16 protein-coding genes are annotated in these 20,811 nt (G+C 70.5%); 10 read left to right on the top strand and 6 right to left on the bottom strand.

Annotation, left to right across the window (positions count from 1 at the left end):
- Positions 1-10 precede the first annotated feature (10 nt).
- The gene (locus G3I71_RS36375) at positions 11-514 is read right to left on the bottom strand and encodes a MarR family winged helix-turn-helix transcriptional regulator (RefSeq protein ID WP_164321634.1); all 504 of its coding nucleotides are present in this window, start codon (positions 512-514) and stop codon (positions 11-13) included.
- 168 nt (positions 515-682) lie between these two features.
- Here G3I71_RS36375 and G3I71_RS36370 point away from each other — a divergent pair, with 168 nt between their 5' ends.
- Complete coding sequence (locus G3I71_RS36370) at positions 683-1,198, top strand: YceI family protein (RefSeq protein WP_164321633.1); 516 nt, start codon at positions 683-685, stop codon at positions 1,196-1,198.
- Between the two features lie 19 nt (positions 1,199-1,217).
- Here G3I71_RS36370 and G3I71_RS36365 read toward each other — a convergent pair whose 3' ends face one another.
- Both G3I71_RS36365 and G3I71_RS36360 read right to left on the bottom strand, forming a co-directional pair.
- A complete protein-coding gene (locus G3I71_RS36365) occupies positions 1,218-2,933 on the bottom strand; it encodes a hypothetical protein (protein ID WP_164321677.1) in 1,716 nt (571 codons plus the stop codon).
- A 160-nt stretch (positions 2,934-3,093) separates the two neighbouring features.
- Positions 3,094-7,299, bottom strand: coding sequence for a bifunctional nitrate reductase/sulfite reductase flavoprotein subunit alpha (locus G3I71_RS36360; protein ID WP_164321632.1), 4,206 nt, complete (start codon positions 7,297-7,299; stop codon positions 3,094-3,096).
- 237 nt (positions 7,300-7,536) lie between these two features.
- On the opposite strand from G3I71_RS36360, the gene G3I71_RS36355 reads away from it, so the two are divergent.
- The 4 genes from G3I71_RS36355 (at position 7,537) to G3I71_RS36340 (ending at position 10,228) form a co-directional block, all read left to right on the top strand.
- Positions 7,537-7,926: a cell division protein SepF gene (locus G3I71_RS36355; protein WP_164321631.1), complete on the top strand. Its 390-nt coding sequence runs from the start codon at positions 7,537-7,539 to the stop codon at positions 7,924-7,926.
- A 92-nt stretch (positions 7,927-8,018) separates the two neighbouring features.
- Positions 8,019-9,191 carry an AAA family ATPase gene (locus G3I71_RS36350; protein ID WP_203732292.1) on the top strand — a complete coding sequence of 391 codons (1,173 nt, stop codon included), beginning with the start codon at positions 8,019-8,021 and terminating at the stop codon, positions 9,189-9,191.
- Between the two features lie 89 nt (positions 9,192-9,280).
- A complete protein-coding gene (locus G3I71_RS36345; RefSeq protein ID WP_164321673.1) occupies positions 9,281-9,598 on the top strand; it encodes a nucleotide pyrophosphohydrolase in 318 nt (105 codons plus the stop codon).
- 159 nt (positions 9,599-9,757) lie between these two features.
- Positions 9,758-10,228 (top strand): DUF6099 family protein, encoded by a 471-nt coding sequence (locus tag G3I71_RS36340; protein ID WP_164321629.1) that lies wholly within the window; start codon positions 9,758-9,760, stop codon positions 10,226-10,228.
- A gap of 174 nt (positions 10,229-10,402) precedes the next feature.
- Here G3I71_RS36340 and G3I71_RS50455 read toward each other — a convergent pair whose 3' ends face one another.
- On the bottom strand, positions 10,403-10,573 hold the full coding sequence (locus G3I71_RS50455; RefSeq protein ID WP_203732290.1) for a hypothetical protein: 171 nt from the start codon (positions 10,571-10,573) through the stop codon (positions 10,403-10,405).
- 268 nt (positions 10,574-10,841) lie between these two features.
- On the opposite strand from G3I71_RS50455, the gene G3I71_RS36335 reads away from it, so the two are divergent.
- The 3 genes from G3I71_RS36335 (at position 10,842) to G3I71_RS36325 (ending at position 16,063) form a co-directional block, all read left to right on the top strand.
- The gene (locus tag G3I71_RS36335) at positions 10,842-11,765 is read left to right on the top strand and encodes an LLM class F420-dependent oxidoreductase (protein WP_164321627.1); all 924 of its coding nucleotides are present in this window, start codon (positions 10,842-10,844) and stop codon (positions 11,763-11,765) included.
- 201 nt (positions 11,766-11,966) lie between these two features.
- Positions 11,967-13,466 carry a 3' terminal RNA ribose 2'-O-methyltransferase Hen1 gene (locus G3I71_RS36330; RefSeq protein ID WP_164321625.1) on the top strand — a complete coding sequence of 500 codons (1,500 nt, stop codon included), beginning with the start codon at positions 11,967-11,969 and terminating at the stop codon, positions 13,464-13,466.
- On the top strand, positions 13,463-16,063 hold the full coding sequence (locus tag G3I71_RS36325) for a polynucleotide kinase-phosphatase (RefSeq protein ID WP_164321624.1): 2,601 nt from the start codon (positions 13,463-13,465) through the stop codon (positions 16,061-16,063). Before G3I71_RS36330 ends, G3I71_RS36325 begins: the two co-directional genes overlap by 4 nt.
- A 155-nt stretch (positions 16,064-16,218) precedes the next feature.
- On the opposite strand, the gene G3I71_RS36320 is transcribed toward G3I71_RS36325, so the two are convergent.
- Positions 16,219-17,118 (bottom strand): NAD(+)/NADH kinase, encoded by a 900-nt coding sequence (locus G3I71_RS36320; protein ID WP_164321623.1) that lies wholly within the window; start codon positions 17,116-17,118, stop codon positions 16,219-16,221.
- Complete coding sequence (locus tag G3I71_RS36315) at positions 17,115-18,116, bottom strand: SPFH domain-containing protein (RefSeq protein ID WP_164321622.1); 1,002 nt, start codon at positions 18,114-18,116, stop codon at positions 17,115-17,117. Before G3I71_RS36315 ends, G3I71_RS36320 begins: the two co-directional genes overlap by 4 nt.
- 200 nt (positions 18,117-18,316) lie before the next feature.
- Between G3I71_RS36315 and G3I71_RS36310 the strand changes: the two genes are divergently transcribed.
- The gene (locus G3I71_RS36310; RefSeq protein WP_164321621.1) at positions 18,317-19,543 is read left to right on the top strand and encodes an arginine deiminase; all 1,227 of its coding nucleotides are present in this window, start codon (positions 18,317-18,319) and stop codon (positions 19,541-19,543) included.
- A gap of 187 nt (positions 19,544-19,730) precedes the next feature.
- Positions 19,731-20,738 carry an ornithine carbamoyltransferase gene (gene argF, locus G3I71_RS36305; RefSeq protein ID WP_164321620.1) on the top strand — a complete coding sequence of 336 codons (1,008 nt, stop codon included), beginning with the start codon at positions 19,731-19,733 and terminating at the stop codon, positions 20,736-20,738.
- Positions 20,739-20,811: the final 73 nt, after the last annotated feature.

The following is a 20,811-nucleotide window of genomic DNA, read 5'->3' as shown; positions in this document are numbered from 1 at the left end:
GACAGGAGAGTCACCGCTTCTCCTCGCCCGCGCCGGCCTCCTCGGGCAGCAGCCCGCACATCGTCTCGCGTTCCTCGGGGCCGATCTCCGCGAGCCCCGAGCCGACGGTGTCGGCCAGGGTCGGCGAGACCTCCGTGAACAGGCGGCGGCCCTTGTCGGTGAGGGCCACCTCGACGCCCCGCTTGTCGCCGCACACCGAGCGCCGGGTGACCAGACCGGCGTGCGAGAGGCAGGCGATCTGATAGGTGAGCCGGGTCTTGGGGCGGCCGAGCAGCTCTGCGATGCGGGTCATCCGCAGCCCGCCGTCGGGCCGGTCCGCGAGCAGGCACAGCACCAGGAACTCGTCGTGGGAGACCCCGAGCGTGTCCTTGAGGACGGGGCCGAGCCGCTGCTCGATCGCCCCGGTCGCGGCCAGCAGGACCATCCAGCCCCGTAGCTCGGCCGGGAGCAGCCCGCCCTCCTGCGCGGTGGGACATCGGGTCAGCTCTGCGGAGTGTTCGGGAGGGGCGGCCATGCCGTCGATTCTACCGGTCGTCCAATTTTGCACTAGGGGTTGTTCATATTTGGATAACGGGCTAGCGTGGCGCCATCGCCCCATCATCCAAATTTGGATGACCTGGGTCGCGCGACTCGCACCCCTTGCGCGACTCGCACGACCCTCGTTCCTGTCAGGAGACAGCTCATGACCGTTGCCGTGGAAACCGGCCTGTGGCAGCTCGACCGGACGGCCTCCACCGTCGCCATCAAGCACAGGACGATGTGGAACCTGGTCACCGTGAAGGGCACCTTCGCCATCACCGGCGGCGGTGGCGAGGTCCTCCCCGACGGCTCCGCCACGGGCACCCTGACCCTGGACGCCGCCTCGCTGGACACCAAGCACGCCAAGCGTGACAAGCACCTGCACGGAGCCGACTTCTTCGACGCCGAGAACCACCCCGACATCACCTTCGCGGTGCGCGGCGCCGAACTCCGCGACGGCGAGACCGTCCACGTCAACGGTCAACTGACCGTGCGCGGCATCAGCCGCCCCACGACCCTCACCGCACGCCTCACCGACGGCGGCGCCGACGCGCTCACCCTGGACGCGGAGTTCACCGTGGACCGCGACCAGTTCGGCCTGGGCTGGAACCAGCTGGGCATGATCCGCGGCCTTACGACGGTCACGGCCACCCTCCGCTTCACCCGCACTCCCGCCTGAGGGGCAGTGCCGCAGGGCTCTACGAACGCTCGCCCGGCAGCCTGACGTCCATGCTCGACAACGTGTCCGGCGACGCCGTGAAGACGCGCAGCCGGACCCGCGTACCCGGGCGCCGGGGCACCTGGAACACCGGTCCGGGCGGCCGGAGCCGGTAGACGGCGCTCGCGTGGGCGGGCAGCGTGGCCGGTCCCCGGACCACCTTCCACCAGCGGCTCATGCCCTGGCCGGTGGTGAGCGTGAAGTGAGGCGAGAGGGCGCTGTCGTCCACGTTCGTGACCCGGAGGGTCAGTTCCGACACGGCGCCCGGCCGGACCGCGAGCACCCTCGTCACCCGCATCCGCAGCGGCGGCGAACCCGTCGCCGCCACGGCGGCACTCGCCAGCGCCGGTACGAGGAGCAGCGCGGCCGTGGCGACCAGCGCGGGACGCCTGCGCGGACCCGACAGGAAGCGCGGCCGGGGCTGCCACGCGCCGGCGAAGGACGCGGCCGGCGTGGTCACCGCGGCCGCCAGCCACAGCGGGGTCATCAGCAGGTAGTAGCCGTCCTGCGAACGCGTCGCCAGGAAGAAGGCGCACCACGGCAGCACCGTCGCCGCCGGACCGAGCCGCTGCACGAACAGGACGAGCAGCGCCAGCAGGGCCCCCGTCAGCAGCATGCTCGCGTGGCTGTACCAGGCCAGCCGGTCGCTGCCTGACGTGTAGTAGAGCGCGACGCCCACCAGGCCCTGCCCGTGGATCGTCGCGTTCTGTGTCAGCGGCAGCGCGACCCCGGTCGCCCAGGTGCGCGGCTCGCTCACGACGAAGTACGTGTTGATCAGCAGCCATACGGTGACCGCCGTACCGGCGATCCGCAGCACCACCCCGGCGGCGGGCCGGGCGCCCAGCTCGCCCCGGCGCACGGCGTAGATCCCGGCCAGCAGGAACGGCACCAGGAACCACGGCAGTTGCTGCGCCGCGCAGGCCGCGCCCAGACAGGCCGCCCGCGTGAGGCCGCCCCACCCCAGCCGCCCGCCCGCACCGAGCCGCGGCCAGCGCACCACCACCGGGATGAGCAGCGCGAGCCCGAGGATCGCCGGGTAGCCGAGCCGCGCGTAACTCGGCAGGAAGCCGAAGCCCAGGCACGCCATGGTCGCCGCCGACCGCCACGGCACCGGCAGCAGCCGCCACAGGGTCACCGCACCGACGAGCAGTGCCCCGGTCGTCACCGCGGTCGCGGCGAGCGCGCCGTGCCCGAGCCACAGCAGCGGCGCGGTCAGCAGCAGGGCCAGGGGCGGGTAACCGTACGTGAGGTCGTAGCCGCCGCTCATCGTCGGGGTCAGGGCGACGTCGGGGTTGTGCTGGAAGAGCCACGGCCAGGGCTGCCCGTACACGGGATGCCCGGCGACCAGTTCGCGGGCGGCCTGCGCGGTGAGGACGCCCTCGTCGCCGCCGGCGTGGTTCAGGGCGAACGTGCACAGGGTCAGTGTCACGGCCGTGACCAGGACACACAGGTCGAGGCGGGCGAGCGAACGCGTCCGGCGGACGGTCAGCGCCAGTACTCCGCTGACCAGGATCGACAGATAGCAGAGCGAGATGACGGCGGCGACGACGGGCCGGTGGCTGGCGGCCTGCGTCCACACCGCCCGCGTACCGATGAACAGGCTGACGGTCGCGAGCAGCGTCAGGACGCGATGCCACTGCGCGGGGGCGTCGGCCTCCGGGGCCCGGGATCGCGGAGGGCCGGTCTTCGCCGTGATGTCCGGCGCTGTTTCTGCCAAGTGCACGACATCGGAACGTAATCGTGCCCGGTGTGCCGCACACGAGTGGAGGTGAAGGGTCCGGTGTGAGGCCGGTAAGAATGTCCGCCAGTAGTCATTTATGGCGATTCGGGCGACCTCATGTCATTCAGTACACGATTCAGTACACGTCCCGCACATAGCGCTTCGCCGCCGTGAGCTGCTTCACGTACACACCCGCCTCGTCCTCGCTCAGACCGCCGTGCGCCACCGCGATGTCCCGCAGCGCCCGGTCCACGTCCTTGGCCATACGGGAGGCGTCGCCGCAGACGTAGAAGTGGGCGCCCTCCTGGAGCCAGTGCCACAGCTCGGGTCCGTGCTCGCGCATCCGGTCCTGGACATAGACCTTGTTGCGCTGGTCGCGGGAGAACGCGGTGTCCAGGCGGGTCAGCGTGCCCTCGGCGACCAGGCCGGCCAGCTCGTCCTCGTAGTAGAAGTCGGTGGCGCGGTGCTGCTCGCCGAAGAACAGCCAGTTCGGTGCCGCGTGCCCGAGTGCCCGCCGCTCCTCCAGGAACCCCACGAACGGCGCCACCCCGGTACCCGGACCGACCATCACCATCGGAGTCGAGGCGTCCGCGGGGGGCCTGAAGTACGGCGAGCGCTGCACGAAGACGGGCACCGCCGTGTCCGGCCCGGCGTCGGCCAGGAAGGGTGAGCAGACCCCGCCGCGAGGCCGGCCGTGCAGGTTCTCGTACCGCACCACGGACACCGTCAGCGACACCCGCGCCGGGTCGACGAGCGGGCTCGACGATATGGAGTACAGCCGGGGCTGCATCCGCCGCAGCACCGACACCCACTCCTGGGCGGACGCCCGCACCTCGTACTCGGTGACCACGTCCACGGCCTGCCGGCCCCACGACCAGCGGGCCAGCCCGTCCTTGTTGTCGGACCGCATCAGCTTCTTCAACTCACGGTTGTCCCGGGCCCGTTCGGAGACGAAGCGCAGCAGGTCGGGTGTGATCCGGGTGATGTCGAGCTGCCGGTGCAGCGCCTCGGAGAGCGAGAACTCGCCGACTCCCTCCACCCGCACGCCGGTTGACGCGTCCAGTCCGGTCACGGCGAGCCATTCCGCCACCAGGGACGTGGAGTTGACGGGCCGCACCCCGAGCGCGTCACCCGCTTCGTACGCCAGTGCCGTACCGCTCGTGTCGAAGGTGAACCGGCGCACCTCCTTGGTCGCCCCGGGCAGGCTGAGCAGCCGGTTGCCGACGAGCCGGGCGGGCGAGGGGGCGGGCTTGACGGACCGGACGGCGGGAGGGGGAACGGGAGGGGAGGCCGAGGTGGCCGTACTGCCCGCCCGCTGCTCCTGCGGGTGACTCGGCTCCTGCGCGGGCTCGTTGTGGGTGTCCTTCGTGCTGGTCGTGCCGTTCGTGTCCAGCACGTCGAGGACCTGGTCGAGCCACGCGTCCGCCGACGGTTCGAAGTCGGGCTCGCAGTCGGTGCGCGGAGTGATCCGCACCGCCCCCAACTCGTCGAGCCGCGCGTCCAGTCGGCGCCCGTGCCCGCAGAAGTCGTCGTACGAGGAGTCGCCCAGCGCGAGTACGGCGTACCGCACGCCGTCCAGTCGCGGTGCCTGCTCCCCGGAGAGCGAGTCCCAGAAGCCGGAGCCGTTGTCGGGGGCGTCGCCGTCGCCGAACGTACTGGTGATGAAGAGGAGATCGGCACTGCGCGCGAGGGCGGTCACATCGGCCTCGTCCATGCCGACGAGCCTCGCCCGGTGCCCGCCGGCGTTCAGCCGCTCGGCCGCCGCACCGGCGAGTTCCTCGGCGTTGCCGGTCTGCGAGGCCCACAGCACGACGACTTCACGCCCGCCGACCTCGACCCCGACACCGACCCGTTCCCGCGGCGGGGCTTCCACCGTCCTGGAGTACATGCCGGCGAGCATCCCGTTCACCCAGTCGGCGTGCTCGGCGCTGAACGGAGCGGAGGAGGGCAGCACGGGAATTCCGACGGCGCCGGTGGGCAGTCCGGCGAGGAATCCCGAGAGGTACTGGCGTTCCTGCGAGCTGAGAACGGGCGGGGGAGCGGGCGTGAACGCGAACTCCGGTACGTCGACCGGTACTTGGGGGCGGACCGGCTCGGGGACGTCAGGGCGCTGCACCTCAGCCTCGGGCCGGTGCACCTTGACCAGGGACACCGCGCACACCTTGAACTCCGGCTGCAGGGACAGCGGATCGACCGCGTCGCTCGTCACCGCGTTGATGCTGAGGTATTCCCCGAAGAGGTCGTTCCAGTGGAAGGGCGCGAAGACGCAGCCCCTCCGCACCCGGTCCGTGACGACGGCCGGCAGTACGGCCCGCCCGCGCCGCGAGGCGACCTCGACGGAGTCGCCGTCCACGACCCCCAACTCCCGCGCGTCCTCGGGATGCACCTCCACGAACGGCCCGGCGTTCAGCTTGTTGAGCTTGGCGACCTTCCCCGTCTTCGTCAGGGTGTGCCACTGGTGCTGCACGCGCCCGGTGTTGAGGACGAACGGGAAGTCGTCGTCGGGCAGTTCGGCGGCGGGCAGATACGGCCGGGCGTGGAAAACACCGCGCCCGCTGGCGGTGGGGAACCGCAGCCCCCCGCCCTCCTTGTCGCCGTACTTCTCCCGGTACCGGATGGGATTGCGCGCGGGCCCGTCCACCGAAGCCGCCGGCCACTGCACGGGAGTCTCCCGCAGCCGCTCGTAGGTGACCCCGCGGAGATCCCATCCGGTCTTCGGGTTCCACGCCCGCTTGAGCTCCTCGAAGACGTCCTCCGCGCATCCGTACGCGAACCCCTCGAACCCCATGGCGCGGGCGACGGCCGCGATGATCCGCCAGTCGGCCATGGCGTCGCCGGGCGGGTCGACGGCTGCCCGGGCGAGGGTGAGGCCGCGCTCGCTGTTGACGAGGACACCCTCCGCCTCCGTCCACATCGCGCCGGGCAGGACGACATCGGCGTACGCGTTGGTCTCGGTCTCGGCGAAGACGTCCTGGGTGACGACGAACTCGGCGGCCTCCAGGCCCTCGATGACCGTACGGCGGTTGGCGACCGAGGCGACCGGGTTGGTGCAGATGATCCAGCAGGCCTTGATGTGCCCCTCGGCCATCCGCCGGAACATCTCGATCGTGCCGTGCCCGGCGCCGTCCTTGCGAAGCGTGCCGGCCGGCAGCTCCCACAACTCCTCGACGAACGCCCGCTCCTCGTCCACCAGCACGGACCGCTGCCCCGGAAGTCCCGGCCCCATGTACCCCATCTCCCGGCCGCCCATCGCGTTGGGCTGCCCGGTGAGGGAGAACGGCCCGCTGCCGGGGCGGCAGATCGCACCGGTGGCGAGATGCAGGTTGACCAGGGCGTTCGTGTTCCAGGTGCCGTGCGTGGACTGGTTGAGCCCCATGGTCCAGCAGCTCATCCACTCACCGGACGCACTGGCCTCCCCGATGATCCGCGCCGCTTCCCGGATGTCGTCCTCGGGAATGCCGGTGATCGCGGAGACGGCGTCCGGCGCGTAGTCGGCGAGGAAGGCCGGCATCCCCTCCCAGCCCTCGGTGTGAGCGGCGATGAACTCCGGGTCCGTGTACCCGTCGGCGTGCAGGAGGTGGAGCAGGCCGTTGAGGAAGGCCAGATCCGTACCGGGTTTGATCTGCAGGAACAGATCGGCCTTGGCGGCGGTGGCGGTACGCCGTGGGTCGACGACGATGAGTTTCGCCCCGGCCGACTTGATCCGGTCCATCATCCGCAGATACAGAATCGGATGGCAGTCGGCCATGTTCGAGCCGATGACGAGGAAGGCGTCGGCGTGGTCGAAGTCGTCGTACGAGCCGGGTGGCCCGTCGGCGCCCAGCGACAGCTTGTATCCGGTGCCCGCGCTCGCCATGCACAGCCGGGAGTTCGACTCGATCTGGTTCGTGCCCACGAACCCCTTGGCCAGCTTGTTCGCCAGGTACTGGGCCTCCAGGCCCATCTGCCCGGAGACATAGAAGGCGACGGCGTCCGGCCCGTGCTCGTCGACGATTCCGCGCAGCCGCCGCGCGGTCTCCGCGATGGCGTCCGCGACGGGCGCGGGCACCAGTTCGTCGCCCCGGTCGTCGAGGCCGTCCCGGACCAGCGCGGTGGTCAGCCGGCCGGGCGCGCTGAGCATGTCGGCGGTGGTCGCGCCCTTGGTGCACAGCCGCCCCGCGTTCGCGGGGTGCGCCTTGTCCCCGGACGCCTTGAAGACCGTACGCCGCCCGTCGGGTCCGAGACCGACGTCCAGCACGATTCCGCAGCCCACCCCGCAGTACGAGCACACGGTCCGCACCTGCGTGGTCGTGGGGGTTGTGGTCACGTGCTGCCTTTCTCGTCCTGCGGTGTCCTTCTCCATGCCGGGCCTGCTACCGCTGAGCGTACGAATTGCCCGTTACGTCGATGTCACGTGATCCGATCATGAGCGGTTACGCCCGCTGCACAGCCGGAGTGTCAGTGCTGTGAGGTACGTATAGGTGTTCGGGTTTTTCTCACACAGGAGGTCGCTGAGCGTGTCGTATTGGGCCGATCGGGTGACCATGAGTAAGAATTGGCTGATGCAGACAGTAAGTGCGAGCCAGGGCGGAGTGTGCCGATGAGGAGCCACGATGCCACCGACGAACAGTGGGAGGGGCTCGCCCAGGTCGTACCGCTCAGAGGCCGGGACGCCTGGCCGTCCGCGGTGGGCCACCGGTCGATACCCGAGCCGGCGACCGAGGCCAGGCGCCGTTTCGTCGTCCTGCGCGTCAACGTCTTCGCGGACGCGCGCGAGGTCGCCGAGACGCTGATGGCGGGCATCCCGGTGCTCCTCGACCTGACGAGCGCCGAGGCGGACACCGCCAAGCGGGTCCTCGACTTCAGCACCGGTGTCGTCTTCGGCCTCGCGAGCGGGATGCACCGGGTCGACCGGAACGTGTTCCTTCTCACCCCGCCCGGCACGGAGGTCGGGGGGCTCATGGGGGGAGCGGGAGTCCCGGGGCACTGAGACCGGCCTCACCGCGAGATCCGTCCCCCGTTCGTAGGAAGGTGCGGCGGGCGGAACGGTTCGCCTCGCGGGCGGAGGCCTACGGTCCGGATATGACCCTGTCACTGGACTTACCACCCACCCCGGCCACCGCAGCGCAGAGGGCGGCGCGCCCCGACCGGCCGAGCGTCACCGAGCTGAGGCTGTCCGCTTACGCGGGGCACCGCCGGGCCAGTTTCCCGCTCGGGCGGCTCACCCTGCTCGCCGGGCCGAGCGGCGCCGGCAAGTCGACCGCGCTCAGGGCGTACCGGTCGCTGGCCCGCCTCGGCTCCGGCGCCACCGTCGAGGAGGCGTTCCCGGACCCGGCCGCCTGCGTACCCGAACGCGCCCGCCCCGACGCCCAGCGCCGCCGCGGCTTCCGCATCGGCTGTACGGCGGACGGCCCCGAGGGTCCCGTACTGCTCGACGTCGCCGTCCAGGCCGAGCCCGAACTGCGCATCGTGGGCGAGCGGTTGAGCGCCGGCGGCGTGGTCCTCCTGGAGACGGCGCTGCGCGATCCCGGCCGGCGCACCGTCCAGGCCGCCTGGCACACCGCCGGTTCGGCATCGGTCACCCGCGCCCCGATGCCGGACGACCGGCTCGGCACAGCCCTGCTGCCGCTGCGGGTGGCCGGGAAGACGGACGGGCAGCGTCAGGTCATCGCCGCCGCCGAGCAGATGGTCGTCGCCCTGCGGTCCGTCTTCGCCTGTGACCCCCGGCCCGACCGGATGCGTGCGGCGGTGCCGGTGGACAGCGGGCGGCTTCTGCCGGGCTGCGACAATCTGGCCGAGGTCCTCTGGCGAACCCGGTCCGAATGCGCCATCCGCCACGGGCTGTTGGTCGCCGCCGTCCGCGAGGGCTGTACCGGCCCGGTCTCCGACGTACGGGCCGACGAGGTCGCCGACGGTCGCGTGCGCGCCGTACTCGACCGGGGCGACGGTCCGCTCACCCACTTCGGCAGGCTGGGCGACGGCGAGTTGAGATACGCGGGTCTGTCGCTGGTCCTGCTGACCGGCCCCGGTGTGCTGGCGGTCGACCGGCCCGGCGAGGTGCCCGACGCCCTCCAGACGCTCACGGTCCTGGCCGACGGCTTCGACCGCTCCCTGGACGTACGGCAGCGCGAGCAACTCCTGCGACTGGCGGCCCGTATGTGCGACCGGGGGCACATCCGCCTCCTCGGTACGGTGAGCGACGCGTCCTGGGCGGAGGGGGTGCCGGGGGTGACGGTGGTACACCTGGAGCCGTGACTGATCAGGAACACGCTGAAGGGGCTGAAGGCTTCGTGCAGCCCGAACACCAGGATGGGCAGACCGAACACCGGGAGCGCGGCGACCGGTTGGACGTGGCGCAACTCCAGCGCAGGCTGGCCGACTTCGCGGCGGCACGGAACTGGCGGCCGTTCCACACCCCCAAGAACCTCGCCACCGCGCTAAGCGTGGAGGCGTCCGAACTGGTCGAGATCTTCCAGTGGTTGACGCCCGAGGAGTCGGCACGGGTGATGGACGACCCGGACACCGCCCACCGCGTGACGGACGAGGTCGCGGACGTCCTCGCGTATCTGCTCCAACTGTGCGAGGTGCTCGGGATCGACGCGCTGACGGCCCTCGACGCGAAGATCGACCGCAACGAACAGAGGTTCCCGGCAAAGAAATAGTCACTCTTCGGAGTCGAAATGCGGTCCGTTCCGTATTTGTTGTCCGCAGATTTCCGCCTTCCTCTGGCTTTTCGTCCCACAGCACTTCACTCTGGGTAGTGGACGGTGGAGTTCGGGCGGACGTGCGAACAGCGCGTCGGGGACAGACTGGGGCAGCGCATGGATGCGGTGCGGCTCATCCTGGCGAGCAGACGTGCCCTCGCGGGCAGCGACGGTGTGTCTCAGACCCTGAAGGAGGTGTGGCAGGCGCAGGCCCTCGCGCAGGCGATAGGCAGCCGCCTCGCAGTCAACGGGCCACCCGAACTGCGGGGCGAGGCGCTGGGACTGACCGAACTGGCGGGCCGGGGCTGCGGCGTTCTGGACGAACCGCGCCTGGCCGTCGGCGCCTTACGCGCGGCCCAGCTCACCGAGCTGGGCGACGCCCGCCAGGCCCTCCTCTGCCTCGGCGCCCTCCTCGGTGAGGCGGGCATGGCCCTGGTCGGCATCGCCAGCGCGGCGGACGACGAGACGACGTACTGGCAGTGCATGGAATCGATCGACGCGGCGGACGAGTCCCGCGACCGGGTCCTGGAGATGCTCCGCAAACTGGCGGCCAGGGAGGCGGGGGGAGCGGAGCGGGTGGCTGGTTAGCGGTTCGTCCGTCCAGCGCCCCCTTTTTTTGAGTGCCGACTTCCAAGGGCCGAGCCTTGCAGCTCGGCCCGGGCATCTCAGCCCGTCCGGGGGTCCCCCCTCTGGGGGAGATCGAGGACGAGGCCGTTCAGGCCGAACGGGGGTCTGGGGGCGGAGCCCCAGTAGCGGTCGACATCAACCCGCTTCAGTCTCCTCCGCGGACGTCGACGACACCCCCGCCGACTGAAGGTCTGCGTCGAGCGCGGACAGATCCGCGTTCAGCGCGGCCATCAGTTCCTCCATCTGCTGCAGCAGCCCCTTCGGCTGTGTGGGCCCTGCCTGCTGCGGCACGACTTCTTCGGACAATGGACGGCCTCCTCGGCCACTGGCTCCCGGGGGAGCCGACGCGGGTGCGCCCCGGCGTGAGCGGGCCGGCAGGGGAACTGGCCGACCGGTCGGTGCCGGCGCGGGCGCCGGTCGGGCCGGCTCCGCCCGAGCCAACGATCATCGCGGTGGGGGGTCACTGGTACGGACCCGCACCGCGCACGCGGTTGACGGTTTTTCACCCGACCGGGGAAGCGTGGGGCAGGGGGCGCCGGTGGGGTTGACCGGGGTCCGAGTGCAGGATGGGGCCATGGATCTTCGCATCTTCACCGAACCCCAGCAAGGCGCGACCTACGACACCCTGCTCGCCGTGGCGAAGGCCACCGAGGACCTTGGTTTCGACGCGTTCTTCCGCTCCGACCACTACCTCCACATGGGCTCGGGGGACGGCCTGCCCGGACCCACCGACGCCTGGATCACCCTTGCCGGACTCGCCCGTGAGACGAAGCGCATCCGCCTCGGCACCCTGATGACGGCCGCCACCTTCCGTCTCCCCGGTGTCCTGGCGATCCAGGTCGCGCAGGTCGACCAGATGTCCGGCGGGCGGGTCGAACTCGGCCTGGGCGCGGGCTGGTTCGAGGAGGAGCACAAGGCGTACGGCATCCCGTTCCCGCACGAGAGGTTCGCCCGCCTCGAAGAGCAGCTGGCGATCGTCACCGGTCTGTGGGAGACGAAGGCCGGCGAAACGTTCGGCCACCACGGCACGCACTACGACCTCACCGACTCACCGGCCCTCCCCAAGCCCGCGCAGGCAAAGATCCCCGTGCTCATCGGCGGCCACGGCGCGGCCCGTACCCCGCGGCTGACCGCGCAGTACGCCGACGAGTTCAACATGCCGTTCTCGTCGGTCGAGGACACCGAGCGGCAGTTCGGCCGGGTGCGCGCGGCGGTCGAGGAGGCGGGCCGCAAGGCCGACGAGCTGACGTACTCGAACGCGCTGGTGGTCTGTGTCGGCAAGGACGACCAGGAACTGGCCCGCCGCGCCACCGCGATCGGCCGCGAGGTCGACGAACTGAAGGCCAACGGGCTGGCGGGCTCCCCGGCGGAGGTCGTGGAGAAGATCGGCCGGTACGCGGAGGTCGGCTCCCAGCGGATCTACCTCCAGATCCTCGACCTCGGTGACCTGGAGCACCTTGAGCTGATCTCCTCGCAGGTGCAGTCACAGTTGTCGTAACCCTGATATGCGGGGCCGAGGCGAGCCACCATCGGCAGCGTCGGCCCCGCGCAGGGCACGTACGCCGACGGCACCCGCCCTTCGAGGTGTCGGCCGGGCCGGTGCCCAGAAAAAAATGCCCGAGTGTGCCGGGGGTGTTCGCTGTAGTTTGACGCACAGGAAGTATCCCCAGTTCAGACCCTTCATTGAGGCCTACCCACCGTGTTCCTGACGATCAGTACCACCGGCACCCCCGAACGCCCCGCGACCGACCTCGGCTACCTGGTGCACAAGCATCCCGACAACGCGCAGACGTTCTCCACCTCCTACGGCACCGCGCACGTCCTCTACCCCGAGGCGTCCGACGAGCGCTGTACGGCCGCGCTGTTGCTGGAGGTCGACGCGGTCGCACTGGTCAGGCGCGGCAAGGGCAAGGGGCGCGGCGGCGCACCCGACGCGGCGCTCGCGCAGTACGTCAACGACCGTCCGTACGCGGCCTCTTCGCTGCTCGCGGTCGCTCTGAGCGCCGTGTTCAGAAGCGCGATGCAGGGTCAGTGCCGGGCGAAGCCCGAACTCCCGGACCAGGCACGTCCGTTGCGTATCGAGGTGCCCGCGCTGCCGGCCCGGGGCGGCGCCGACCTCGTCCGGAACCTCTTCGAGCCGCTCGGCTGGACGGTGACGGCCGAACCGGTCGCGCTGGACGCGGAGTTCCCGGAGTGGGGCGACTCGCGGTATGTGCGGCTCGTCCTCGAATCGGAGACGCTGACCCTCGCCGAGGCGCTGCGCCACCTGTACGTCCTGCTGCCGGTCCTCGACGACGCCAAGCACTACTGGGTGGCGCCCGACGAGGTCGACAAACTGCTGCGGGCCGGCGAGGGCTGGCTGCCCGCGCATCCGGAGCAGAAGCTGATCACCAGCCGCTATCTGTCCCGCCGTTGGTCGCTGACCCGGCAGGCGATGGAGCGACTGGAGCTGCTCCGGCTGGCCGAGGCCGACGACACTGAGGTCGAGGAGATCGACAACGCGGTCGAGGACGAGACGGAGGCGGAGCCGGAGGAGAAGGCGACTTCGCTCGGCGTGCAGCGCCGGGACGCGATCATCGCGGCGCTGAAGGCGTCCGGGGCCGGCCGAGTACTCGATCTCGGTTGTGGCCAGGGCCAGTTGGTGCAGGCGCTGCTCAGGGACCCGGTGTTCACCGAGATCGTCGGTGTGGACGTGTCGATGCGCGCGCTCACCATCGCCTCGCGGCGGCTGAAGCTGGACCGGATGGGGGAGCGGCAGGCGTCGCGCGTCAAGCTGCTTCAGGGTTCGCTCGCCTACACCGACAAGCGGCTCAAGGGGTACGACGCGGCAGTACTGTGCGAGGTCGTCGAGCATCTCGACCTGCCTCGTCTGCCGGCCCTGGAGTACGCGGTGTTCGGCACGGCCCGCCCCCGCACGGTTCTCGTGACGACGCCGAACGTCGAGTACAACGTCCGCTGGGATTCGCTCCCGGCCGGCCACAGCCGCCACAGCGACCACCGGTTCGAATGGACGCGCGAGGAGTTCCGCACCTGGGCGGGCGCGGTGGCCGAACGGCACGGCTACGAGGCGCGGTTCGTACCCATCGGGCCGGACGACCCGGAGGTGGGCGCGCCGACCCAGATGGCCGTGTTCACGATGAAGACCGAGACCGAGACCGAGAACAACATCAGGGAAGCGAAGGAGGCGAAGGCCGCATGAGCAGCGTCGAGAACGTCACAGGTGTCGAGAAAAAGGGGCGCGTGCTGCCCGTCACCGACCTCTCCCTCGTCGTGCTGATCGGGGCGTCCGGTTCGGGCAAGTCCACTTTCGCGCGGCGGCACTTCAAGCCGACCGAGATCATCTCGTCGGACTTCTGCCGTGGCCTGGTCGCCGACGACGAGAACGACCAGAGCGCCAGCGGGGACGCCTTCGACGTCCTGCACTACATCGCGGGCAAGCGACTCGCGGCGGGTCGTCGTACGGTCGTCGACGCGACCAACGTCCAGGAGAGCAGCCGCAAGCAGCTGATCGAGCTGGCACGGCAGTACGACGTGCTGCCCATCGCCATCGTCCTCGACGTGCCCGACGACGTGTGCGCCGAACGTAACGCCTCCCGGACCGACCGGGCGGACATGCCCCGCCGGGTCATCCACCGTCACATCCGCGAACTTCGCCGCTCCCTGCGCCACTTGGAGCGCGAGGGGTTCCGCAAGGTGCACGTTCTGCGCGGTGTGGAGGAGATCGAGAGCGCCGAGGTCCGCACCGAGAAGCGCTTCAACGACCTGACCCACCTCACGGGCCCCTTCGACATCATCGGTGACATCCACGGTTGCGCCTCCGAACTGGATTCCCTGCTCGGCAAGTTGGGCTACGAGGATGGGGTGCACCCGGGCGGCCGTACCGCCGTCTTCGTGGGCGACCTCGTCGACCGCGGCCCGGACAGCCCCGGTGTGCTGCGCCGCGTGATGTCCATGGTCGGATCGGGCAACGCGCTGTGCGTACCCGGCAACCACGAGAACAAGTACGGACGTCACCTCAAGGGCCGCAAGGTCCAGCACACCCACGGGCTCGCCGAGACCATCGAGCAGATGGATGGCGAGAGTGGCGAATTCCGCTCCCAGGTAAGGGAGTTCATCGACGGCCTCGTCAGCCACTACGTCCTGGACGGCGGGCGGCTGGTGGTGTGCCACGCCGGTCTGCCCGAGAAGTACCACGGCCGTACGTCGGGCCGGGTGCGCTCGCACGCCCTGTACGGCGAAACGACCGGGGAGACCGACGAGTTCGGCCTGCCGGTGCGCTACCCGTGGGCGGAGGACTACCGGGGCCGGGCGGCCGTGGTGTACGGCCACACTCCTGTCCCGGAGGCGAGCTGGCTGAACAACACCATCTGCCTCGACACCGGTGCCGTCTTCGGCGGCAAGCTGACCGCGCTGCGCTGGCCGGAGCGGGAACTGGTCGACGTACCGGCGGAGCAGGTCTGGTACGAGCCGGTGAGGCCGCTGCGGGCGGAGGCGCCGGGCGGGCACGACGGCCGTCCGCTGGACCTGGCTGACGTCCACGGCCGCCGCGTGGTGGAGACGCGCCACGCGGGCCGGATCACCGTCCGGGAGGAGAACGCGGCGGCGGCCCTGGAGGTCATGAGCCGCTTCGCCGTGGACCCGCGTCTGCTGCCGTACCTGCCGCCGACGATGGCCCCGACGGCCACGTCCCACGTCGAGGGCTACCTGGAGTACCCGGCGGAGGCGTTCGAGCAGTACCGGGCGGACGGGGTCGAGCGGGTCGTGTGCGAGGAGAAGCACATGGGGTCGCGGGCGGTGGTGCTCGTGTGCCGTGACGCCGAGGTGGCTCGCAAGCGGTTCGGTGTGAACGGTGGCAGTGGCAGCGGTGGAGGCGGCCGTGCAGGTGACGGTCCTACGGGGGCGCTGTACACGCGTACCGGGCGTCCGTTCGTCGACGACCCGACGGTGACCGAGGAGATCCTCGGCCGGGTACGGGCGGCGGCGGACGGGGCCGGTCTCTGGGAGGAGCTGGGTACCGACTGGCTGTTGCTGGACGCCGAGTTGATGCCGTGGTCGCTGAAGGCGTCCGGGTTGCTGCGGTCGCAGTACGCGGCGGTCGGCGCCGCCTCCGGGGCGGTGTTCCCGGGCGCACTGGCCGCGCTGGAGGGTACGGCGGCGCGGGGCATCGATGTGCAGGACCTGCTTGCGCGTCAGCGTGAACGGGCCTCGGACGCCTCGGCGTTCACGGACGCCTACCGGCGCTACTGCTGGCCGACGCAGGGACTGGACGGGGTCCGCCTGGCGCCCTTCCAGGTCCTGGCGACGGAGGGGCGCAGCCTGGCCGGGCTGCCTCACGATGGGCAACTGGCGTTGCTGGACCGGCTGGTGGAGCACGACGGCACGGGCCTGCTGCAGACGACCCGCCGGCTGTACGTCGAGACGGGGGACGCGGAGTCGGTGCGGGCGGGCGTGGAATGGTGGCTGGAGATGACCGGGCGGGGTGGTGAGGGCATGGTCGTCAAACCGCTCGGCGGGGTGGTGCGGGACGGTAAGGGGCGGCTGGTGCAGCCCGGCATCAAGTGCCGGGGGCGTGAGTACCTGCGGATCATCTACGGTCCGGAGTACACACGGCCGGAGAACCTTGCCCGGCTGCGGGGGCGGTTCCTGAATCACAAGCGGTCGCTGGCGATCAGGGAGTACGCGCTGGGGCTGGAGGCGCTGGACCGGTTGGCGGAGGGGGAGCCGTTGTGGCGGGTGCATGAGGCTGTGTTCGGGGTGCTGGCGCTGGAGTCCGAGCCGGTGGATCCGCGGCTGTAGGGGGGTGGCGGGGGTTTCCTCGCCCCCGCCGCCCCTACCCGTCCCATCCCTCCCCCAGAGGGGGGACCCCCACTGGGGGCTGCGCCCCCAGACCCCCCTTCGGCCTGAACGGCCTCGTCCTCAAACGCCGGACGGGCTGGAAAGCAGCACCCTCGTCAGCCCACCAGGCGCAGCCGTTCCCCGCACACCCCCACCCGCACCGTCTGCCCCCACGTCAGCTGCACGGCATCCCCTTCCATTCCGTCCCCGAACGCCACCAACCGCTCCGACTCCACCGTGAGTCGGAGCCCCGACCCCAACGCCAACTCGCCCGCCACCAACGACGTCCCCGTGACCGGCGAAGGCCACGCCTCCCGTACGAACCACAGCAGGCGGTCGTCGGTGGGGCGGGGCAGGGACAGGGTGCCGCCCCGTTCCTGCCACACCGACCGCAGCCATCCACTCGCCCCGGTCCCCGTTCCCACCAGTACCCCGGATGAGGCCTGGGCCTCGACGGCACCCCTGTCGTCGTCGAGGCCCAGGCTGTACCGGACCGTCTGGTGGCCGGGTGCCCCGAGGTAGATCTCGTTGAGGGCGACCAGCCGCTGCGTGTCGTCCGCGACCGCCTCGACCATGGTGAGTTCGTCGCAGCCGGTGTCCCGTGCGAGCACCGCGGGCAGCAGGCCCGCCATGTCTCCCGGCCGGTGCCGCACCAGCACTCCGGGATTGCGCCCGGGATCGGTGTCGACGCCCAGAACCGGCTGCCCCGTGAGGTACTTGGCGACATTCGCCACCAGCCCGTCCTGCCCGACCACGACGACCACGTCCTCGGGTGCGAAGAGGAAACGGTCCAAGTCGGCTCGCTCGACCCGGCTCTGACGCCAGGTCAGAGGAATCGCCGCCGTCACCTCCGCCATGGACCGGCGGGCGCGGCGGTGGCGTTCGGTGACCTCCTCGATGTCCCCTCCCCGGGAGCGCAGGAAGTAGGCGGCCTGGCCGTGTGTGCCGTGCCGGGCCACCAACTCCTCGTACTCCGTGGTGCGGTGGACCAGGACGGCCCGCGGGGCGAGGCTCACTCCCGCGCTCCTCCCAGCCTGGCGAGCAGGCCGGTCAGTACGTCCGGTGACACCGTCAGGCTGTCGATCCGGGGCAGGTTCTCGGCGAGCCGTGTGCCCGTCAGAGCGTGCAGCATCGCCACATCCGCGTCGGCGTGGGCGTGCAGCCACGCCGTCTGGGCCTGGGCCCGAGCCTCGCCCACCCCGCGCACGCTCTCGGCCTCCGCCTCCGCCAGCCGTACCACCCGCGCCGCCTCCGCCTGGGCCCGTACCGCGTCCGCCGCCGCGTACTCCTCGGCCTCCCGGCGGGCGTTCGTACCCCGCTGGTCGACCAACTGCTCTTCCCTCCGGGCGAGTTCGATCTGGCTGGCCAGTTCGTTCTCGGCGATGGTCCGCTCGCGTTCGACGGCCACCGCACGGCGTTCGTACGTCGCCCGGTCGGCCTCCTGCTGGATCTGTTCGCGGGCGGGAGTCCGCAACGCCCGCTCCACCTCGGGCTCCGGCCGCAGTGCCACCACCCGTACGGCCACGACCTCGATGCCCGTGGCCGGCAGGCGGGGCTCGGCGGCCAGTCCCGCCGCGACCCGTTCCCGCACCGACGCCACCCCGTCGACCAGCGCGGACGACAGTGCCGTACGGGCCAGGACGTCCAGGGCGTGCTGCTGGGCCGTCTCCGTCAGCAGCGTCGCCAGTTGCTCCAGGGGCGCGCTCCGCCAGACGCCTGTGTCCGGGTCGACGGAGAAGTCGATGCGGGCGGCGGCCAGGGCGGGGTCGCTGATGCGGTAGGTGACGGCTCCCTGGACCGCGACGTCCTGGAAGTCGGACGTACGGGCGTGGAAGGTCATCGCCAACTCCCGGTCGTCGACCGGGACTTCGGAGAGTGTGGCGGTCAGGGCACGGAACCAGAAGCTGAGCCCGGGACCGTCGTGCGCCAGTCGGCCGGAGCGGTGGTGGCGGATGTGGGCCGTGGGTGTGCCACGCAGATGGCGCCAGCCGAGGCGCCGGGTGATGTCGGCCATGTGCCTGTCGTCCATCCCCTCGTCCGGTGCGGGAGCGTCTGCGAACAGACGCCCCCGCACCCCTTGTCGTCATGTAGACGATATTCGCTCAGCCTGCTTATCGTCAAGGGGACGAGATGGAGAGGTGGGGTGGGGAGGGTTATCGCACATATACCGCCGACCAGCGGGTGAACAGGGTGCGAAGTGGTCAGGATGGAGGCATGGGATTCCATGTCGACTCCGAGGCCGGGCGGCTGCGCCGCGTCATCCTGCACCGGCCGGATCTAGAGCTCAAAAGGCTCACCCCCAGCAACAAGGACGCACTCCTCTTCGACGACGTCCTGTGGGTGCGCCGCGCGCGCGCCGAGCACGACGGCTTCGCCGACGTCCTGCGCGACCGGGGCGTCGCCGTCCACCTCTTCGGCGACCTGCTCATCGAGGCCCTGGCGATCCCGGCGGCCCGCACCCTCGTACTCGACCGAGTCTTCGACGAGAAGGAGTACGGGCCGCTGGCCACCGACCATCTCCGTGCTGCCTTCGAGAGCCTGGCCGCCGCCGAGTTGGCCGAACTGCTCATCGGTGGCATCACCAAGCGCGAGTTCCTGGCCGCGCACGCGGAACCGGCCTCGGTCCGCTTCCATGTCATGGACCTGGACGACTTCCTTCTCGGTCCCCTCCCCAACCATCTCTTCACCCGGGACACCTCGGCCTGGATCTACGACGGCGTCTCCATCAACGCGATGCGCTGGCCGGCGCGTCAGCGGGAGACCGTCCACTTCGAGGCGATCTACCGGCACCACCCGCTCTTCCGTGACGAAACCTTCTCCCTCTGGTCGGAGGGCCAGGCGGACTATCCCTCCACCATCGAGGGCGGGGACGTCCTCGTCATCGGCAACGGCGCCGTACTCATCGGCATGAGCGAGCGCACCACGCCCCAGGCGGTCGAGATGCTCGCGCACAAGCTCTTCGCCGCCGGTTCGGCCGAGACGATCGTGGCGCTCGACATGCCCAAGCGGCGCGCGTTCATGCACCTCGACACCGTGATGACGATGGTCGACGGGGACACCTTCACCCAGTACGCCGGGCTCGGCATGCTCCGCTCGTACACCATCGAACCGGGCGTCGGGGACAAGGAGTTGAAGGTCACCGACCATCCGCCGGAGCACATGCACCGTGCCATCGCCGCCGCGCTCGGGCTGAGCGAGATCCGTGTCCTGACCGCGACCCAGGACGTGCACGCGGCCGAGCGTGAGCAGTGGGACGACGGCTGCAACGTCCTCGCCGTCGAGCCGGGCGTGGTCGTCGCGTACGAGCGCAACGCGACCACGAACACGCATCTGCGCAAGCAGGGCCTTGAGGTGATCGAGATCCCGGGCAGTGAGCTGGGGCGGGGGAGGGGTGGCCCGCGCTGTATGAGCTGCCCGGTGGAACGGGACGCGGTGACGTAGGGGGGCGCGGCTTGCCCATGTCCCTGATTGTGTCCCTGCCGGTGTCCGAGCCTCCCGGTCGGTCGAGTCGGTCGAGTCGGTTGCCTCGGTCGGCTCGAAAACCTGGCCGCATAGAAATGTAATCAGTCGTATAGACTTCCATTCGTCCACGTCCTGTACGCCCTGCCGGATCACCTGGAGCGCCCCCATGGCGACTGTCCCGACCGCCCTCGCCGGGCGCCACTTCCTCAAGGAGCTGGACTTCACCGGGGAGGAGTTCCGTGGGCTGCTCGACCTCGCCGCCGAGCTGAAGGCGGCGAAGAAGGCGGGGGCCGAGACGAGGTACCTGGCGGGGAAGAACATCGCGCTGATCTTCGAGAAGACCTCGACGCGTACGCGCTGCGCGTTCGAGGTCGCGGCGGCCGATCAGGGGGCCTCGACGACGTACCTCGACCCGTCGGGCTCGCAGATGGGGCACAAGGAGTCGGTGAAGGACACCGCGCGGGTGCTCGGGCGGATGTACGACGGGATCGAGTTCCGGGGTGACAGTCAGGCGGCTGTGGAGGAGCTGGCCGCGTACGCGGGTGTGCCGGTGTTCAACGGTCTGACCGACGACTGGCACCCCACCCAGATGCTGGCCGACGTGCTGACGATGACCGAACACAGCGGCAAGCCGTTGCCGGAGATCGCCTTCGCCTACCTCGGCGACGCCCGTTTCAACATGGGGAACTCCTATCTGATCACCGGCGCGCTGCTCGGCATGGACGTACGGATCGTCGCGCCGCAGGCCTACTGGCCCGCCGAGGATGTCGTCGCCGACGCGCGGAAGCTGGCGGAGGCGAGCGGTGCGCGGGTGACGCTGACCGAGGATGTGCCGGAGGGCGTGCGGGGCGTCGACTTCGTCGCCACCGACGTGTGGGTGTCGATGGGGGAGCCGAAGGCGGTGTGGGCCGAGCGGATCGCGGCGCTGGCTTCCTACGCCGTGACGATGGATGTGCTGCGGGCGACGGGGAACGCGGACGTGAAGTTCCTGCACTGTCTGCCTGCGTTCCATGATCTCGGTACGAAGGTCGGGCGCGAGATATACGAGACGTACGGGCTGGAGTCCCTGGAGGTCACGGACGAGGTGTTCGAGTCCGCGCACTCGGTGGTGTTCGACGAGGCGGAGAACCGGTTGCACACGATCAAGGCTGTGCTGGTCGCTTCGCTGGGGTGAGGGGTTCTTTGTCGGCCGTGGGTTTCTCGCCCCCGCCGCCCCTACCCGTCCCATCCCTCCCCCAGAGGGGGAC

This window comes from Streptomyces sp. SID12501, from assembly GCF_010550245.1.
Lineage (GTDB): Bacteria > Actinomycetota > Actinomycetes > Streptomycetales > Streptomycetaceae > Streptomyces.
This window is presented reverse-complemented; position numbering and strand designations above follow the sequence as displayed.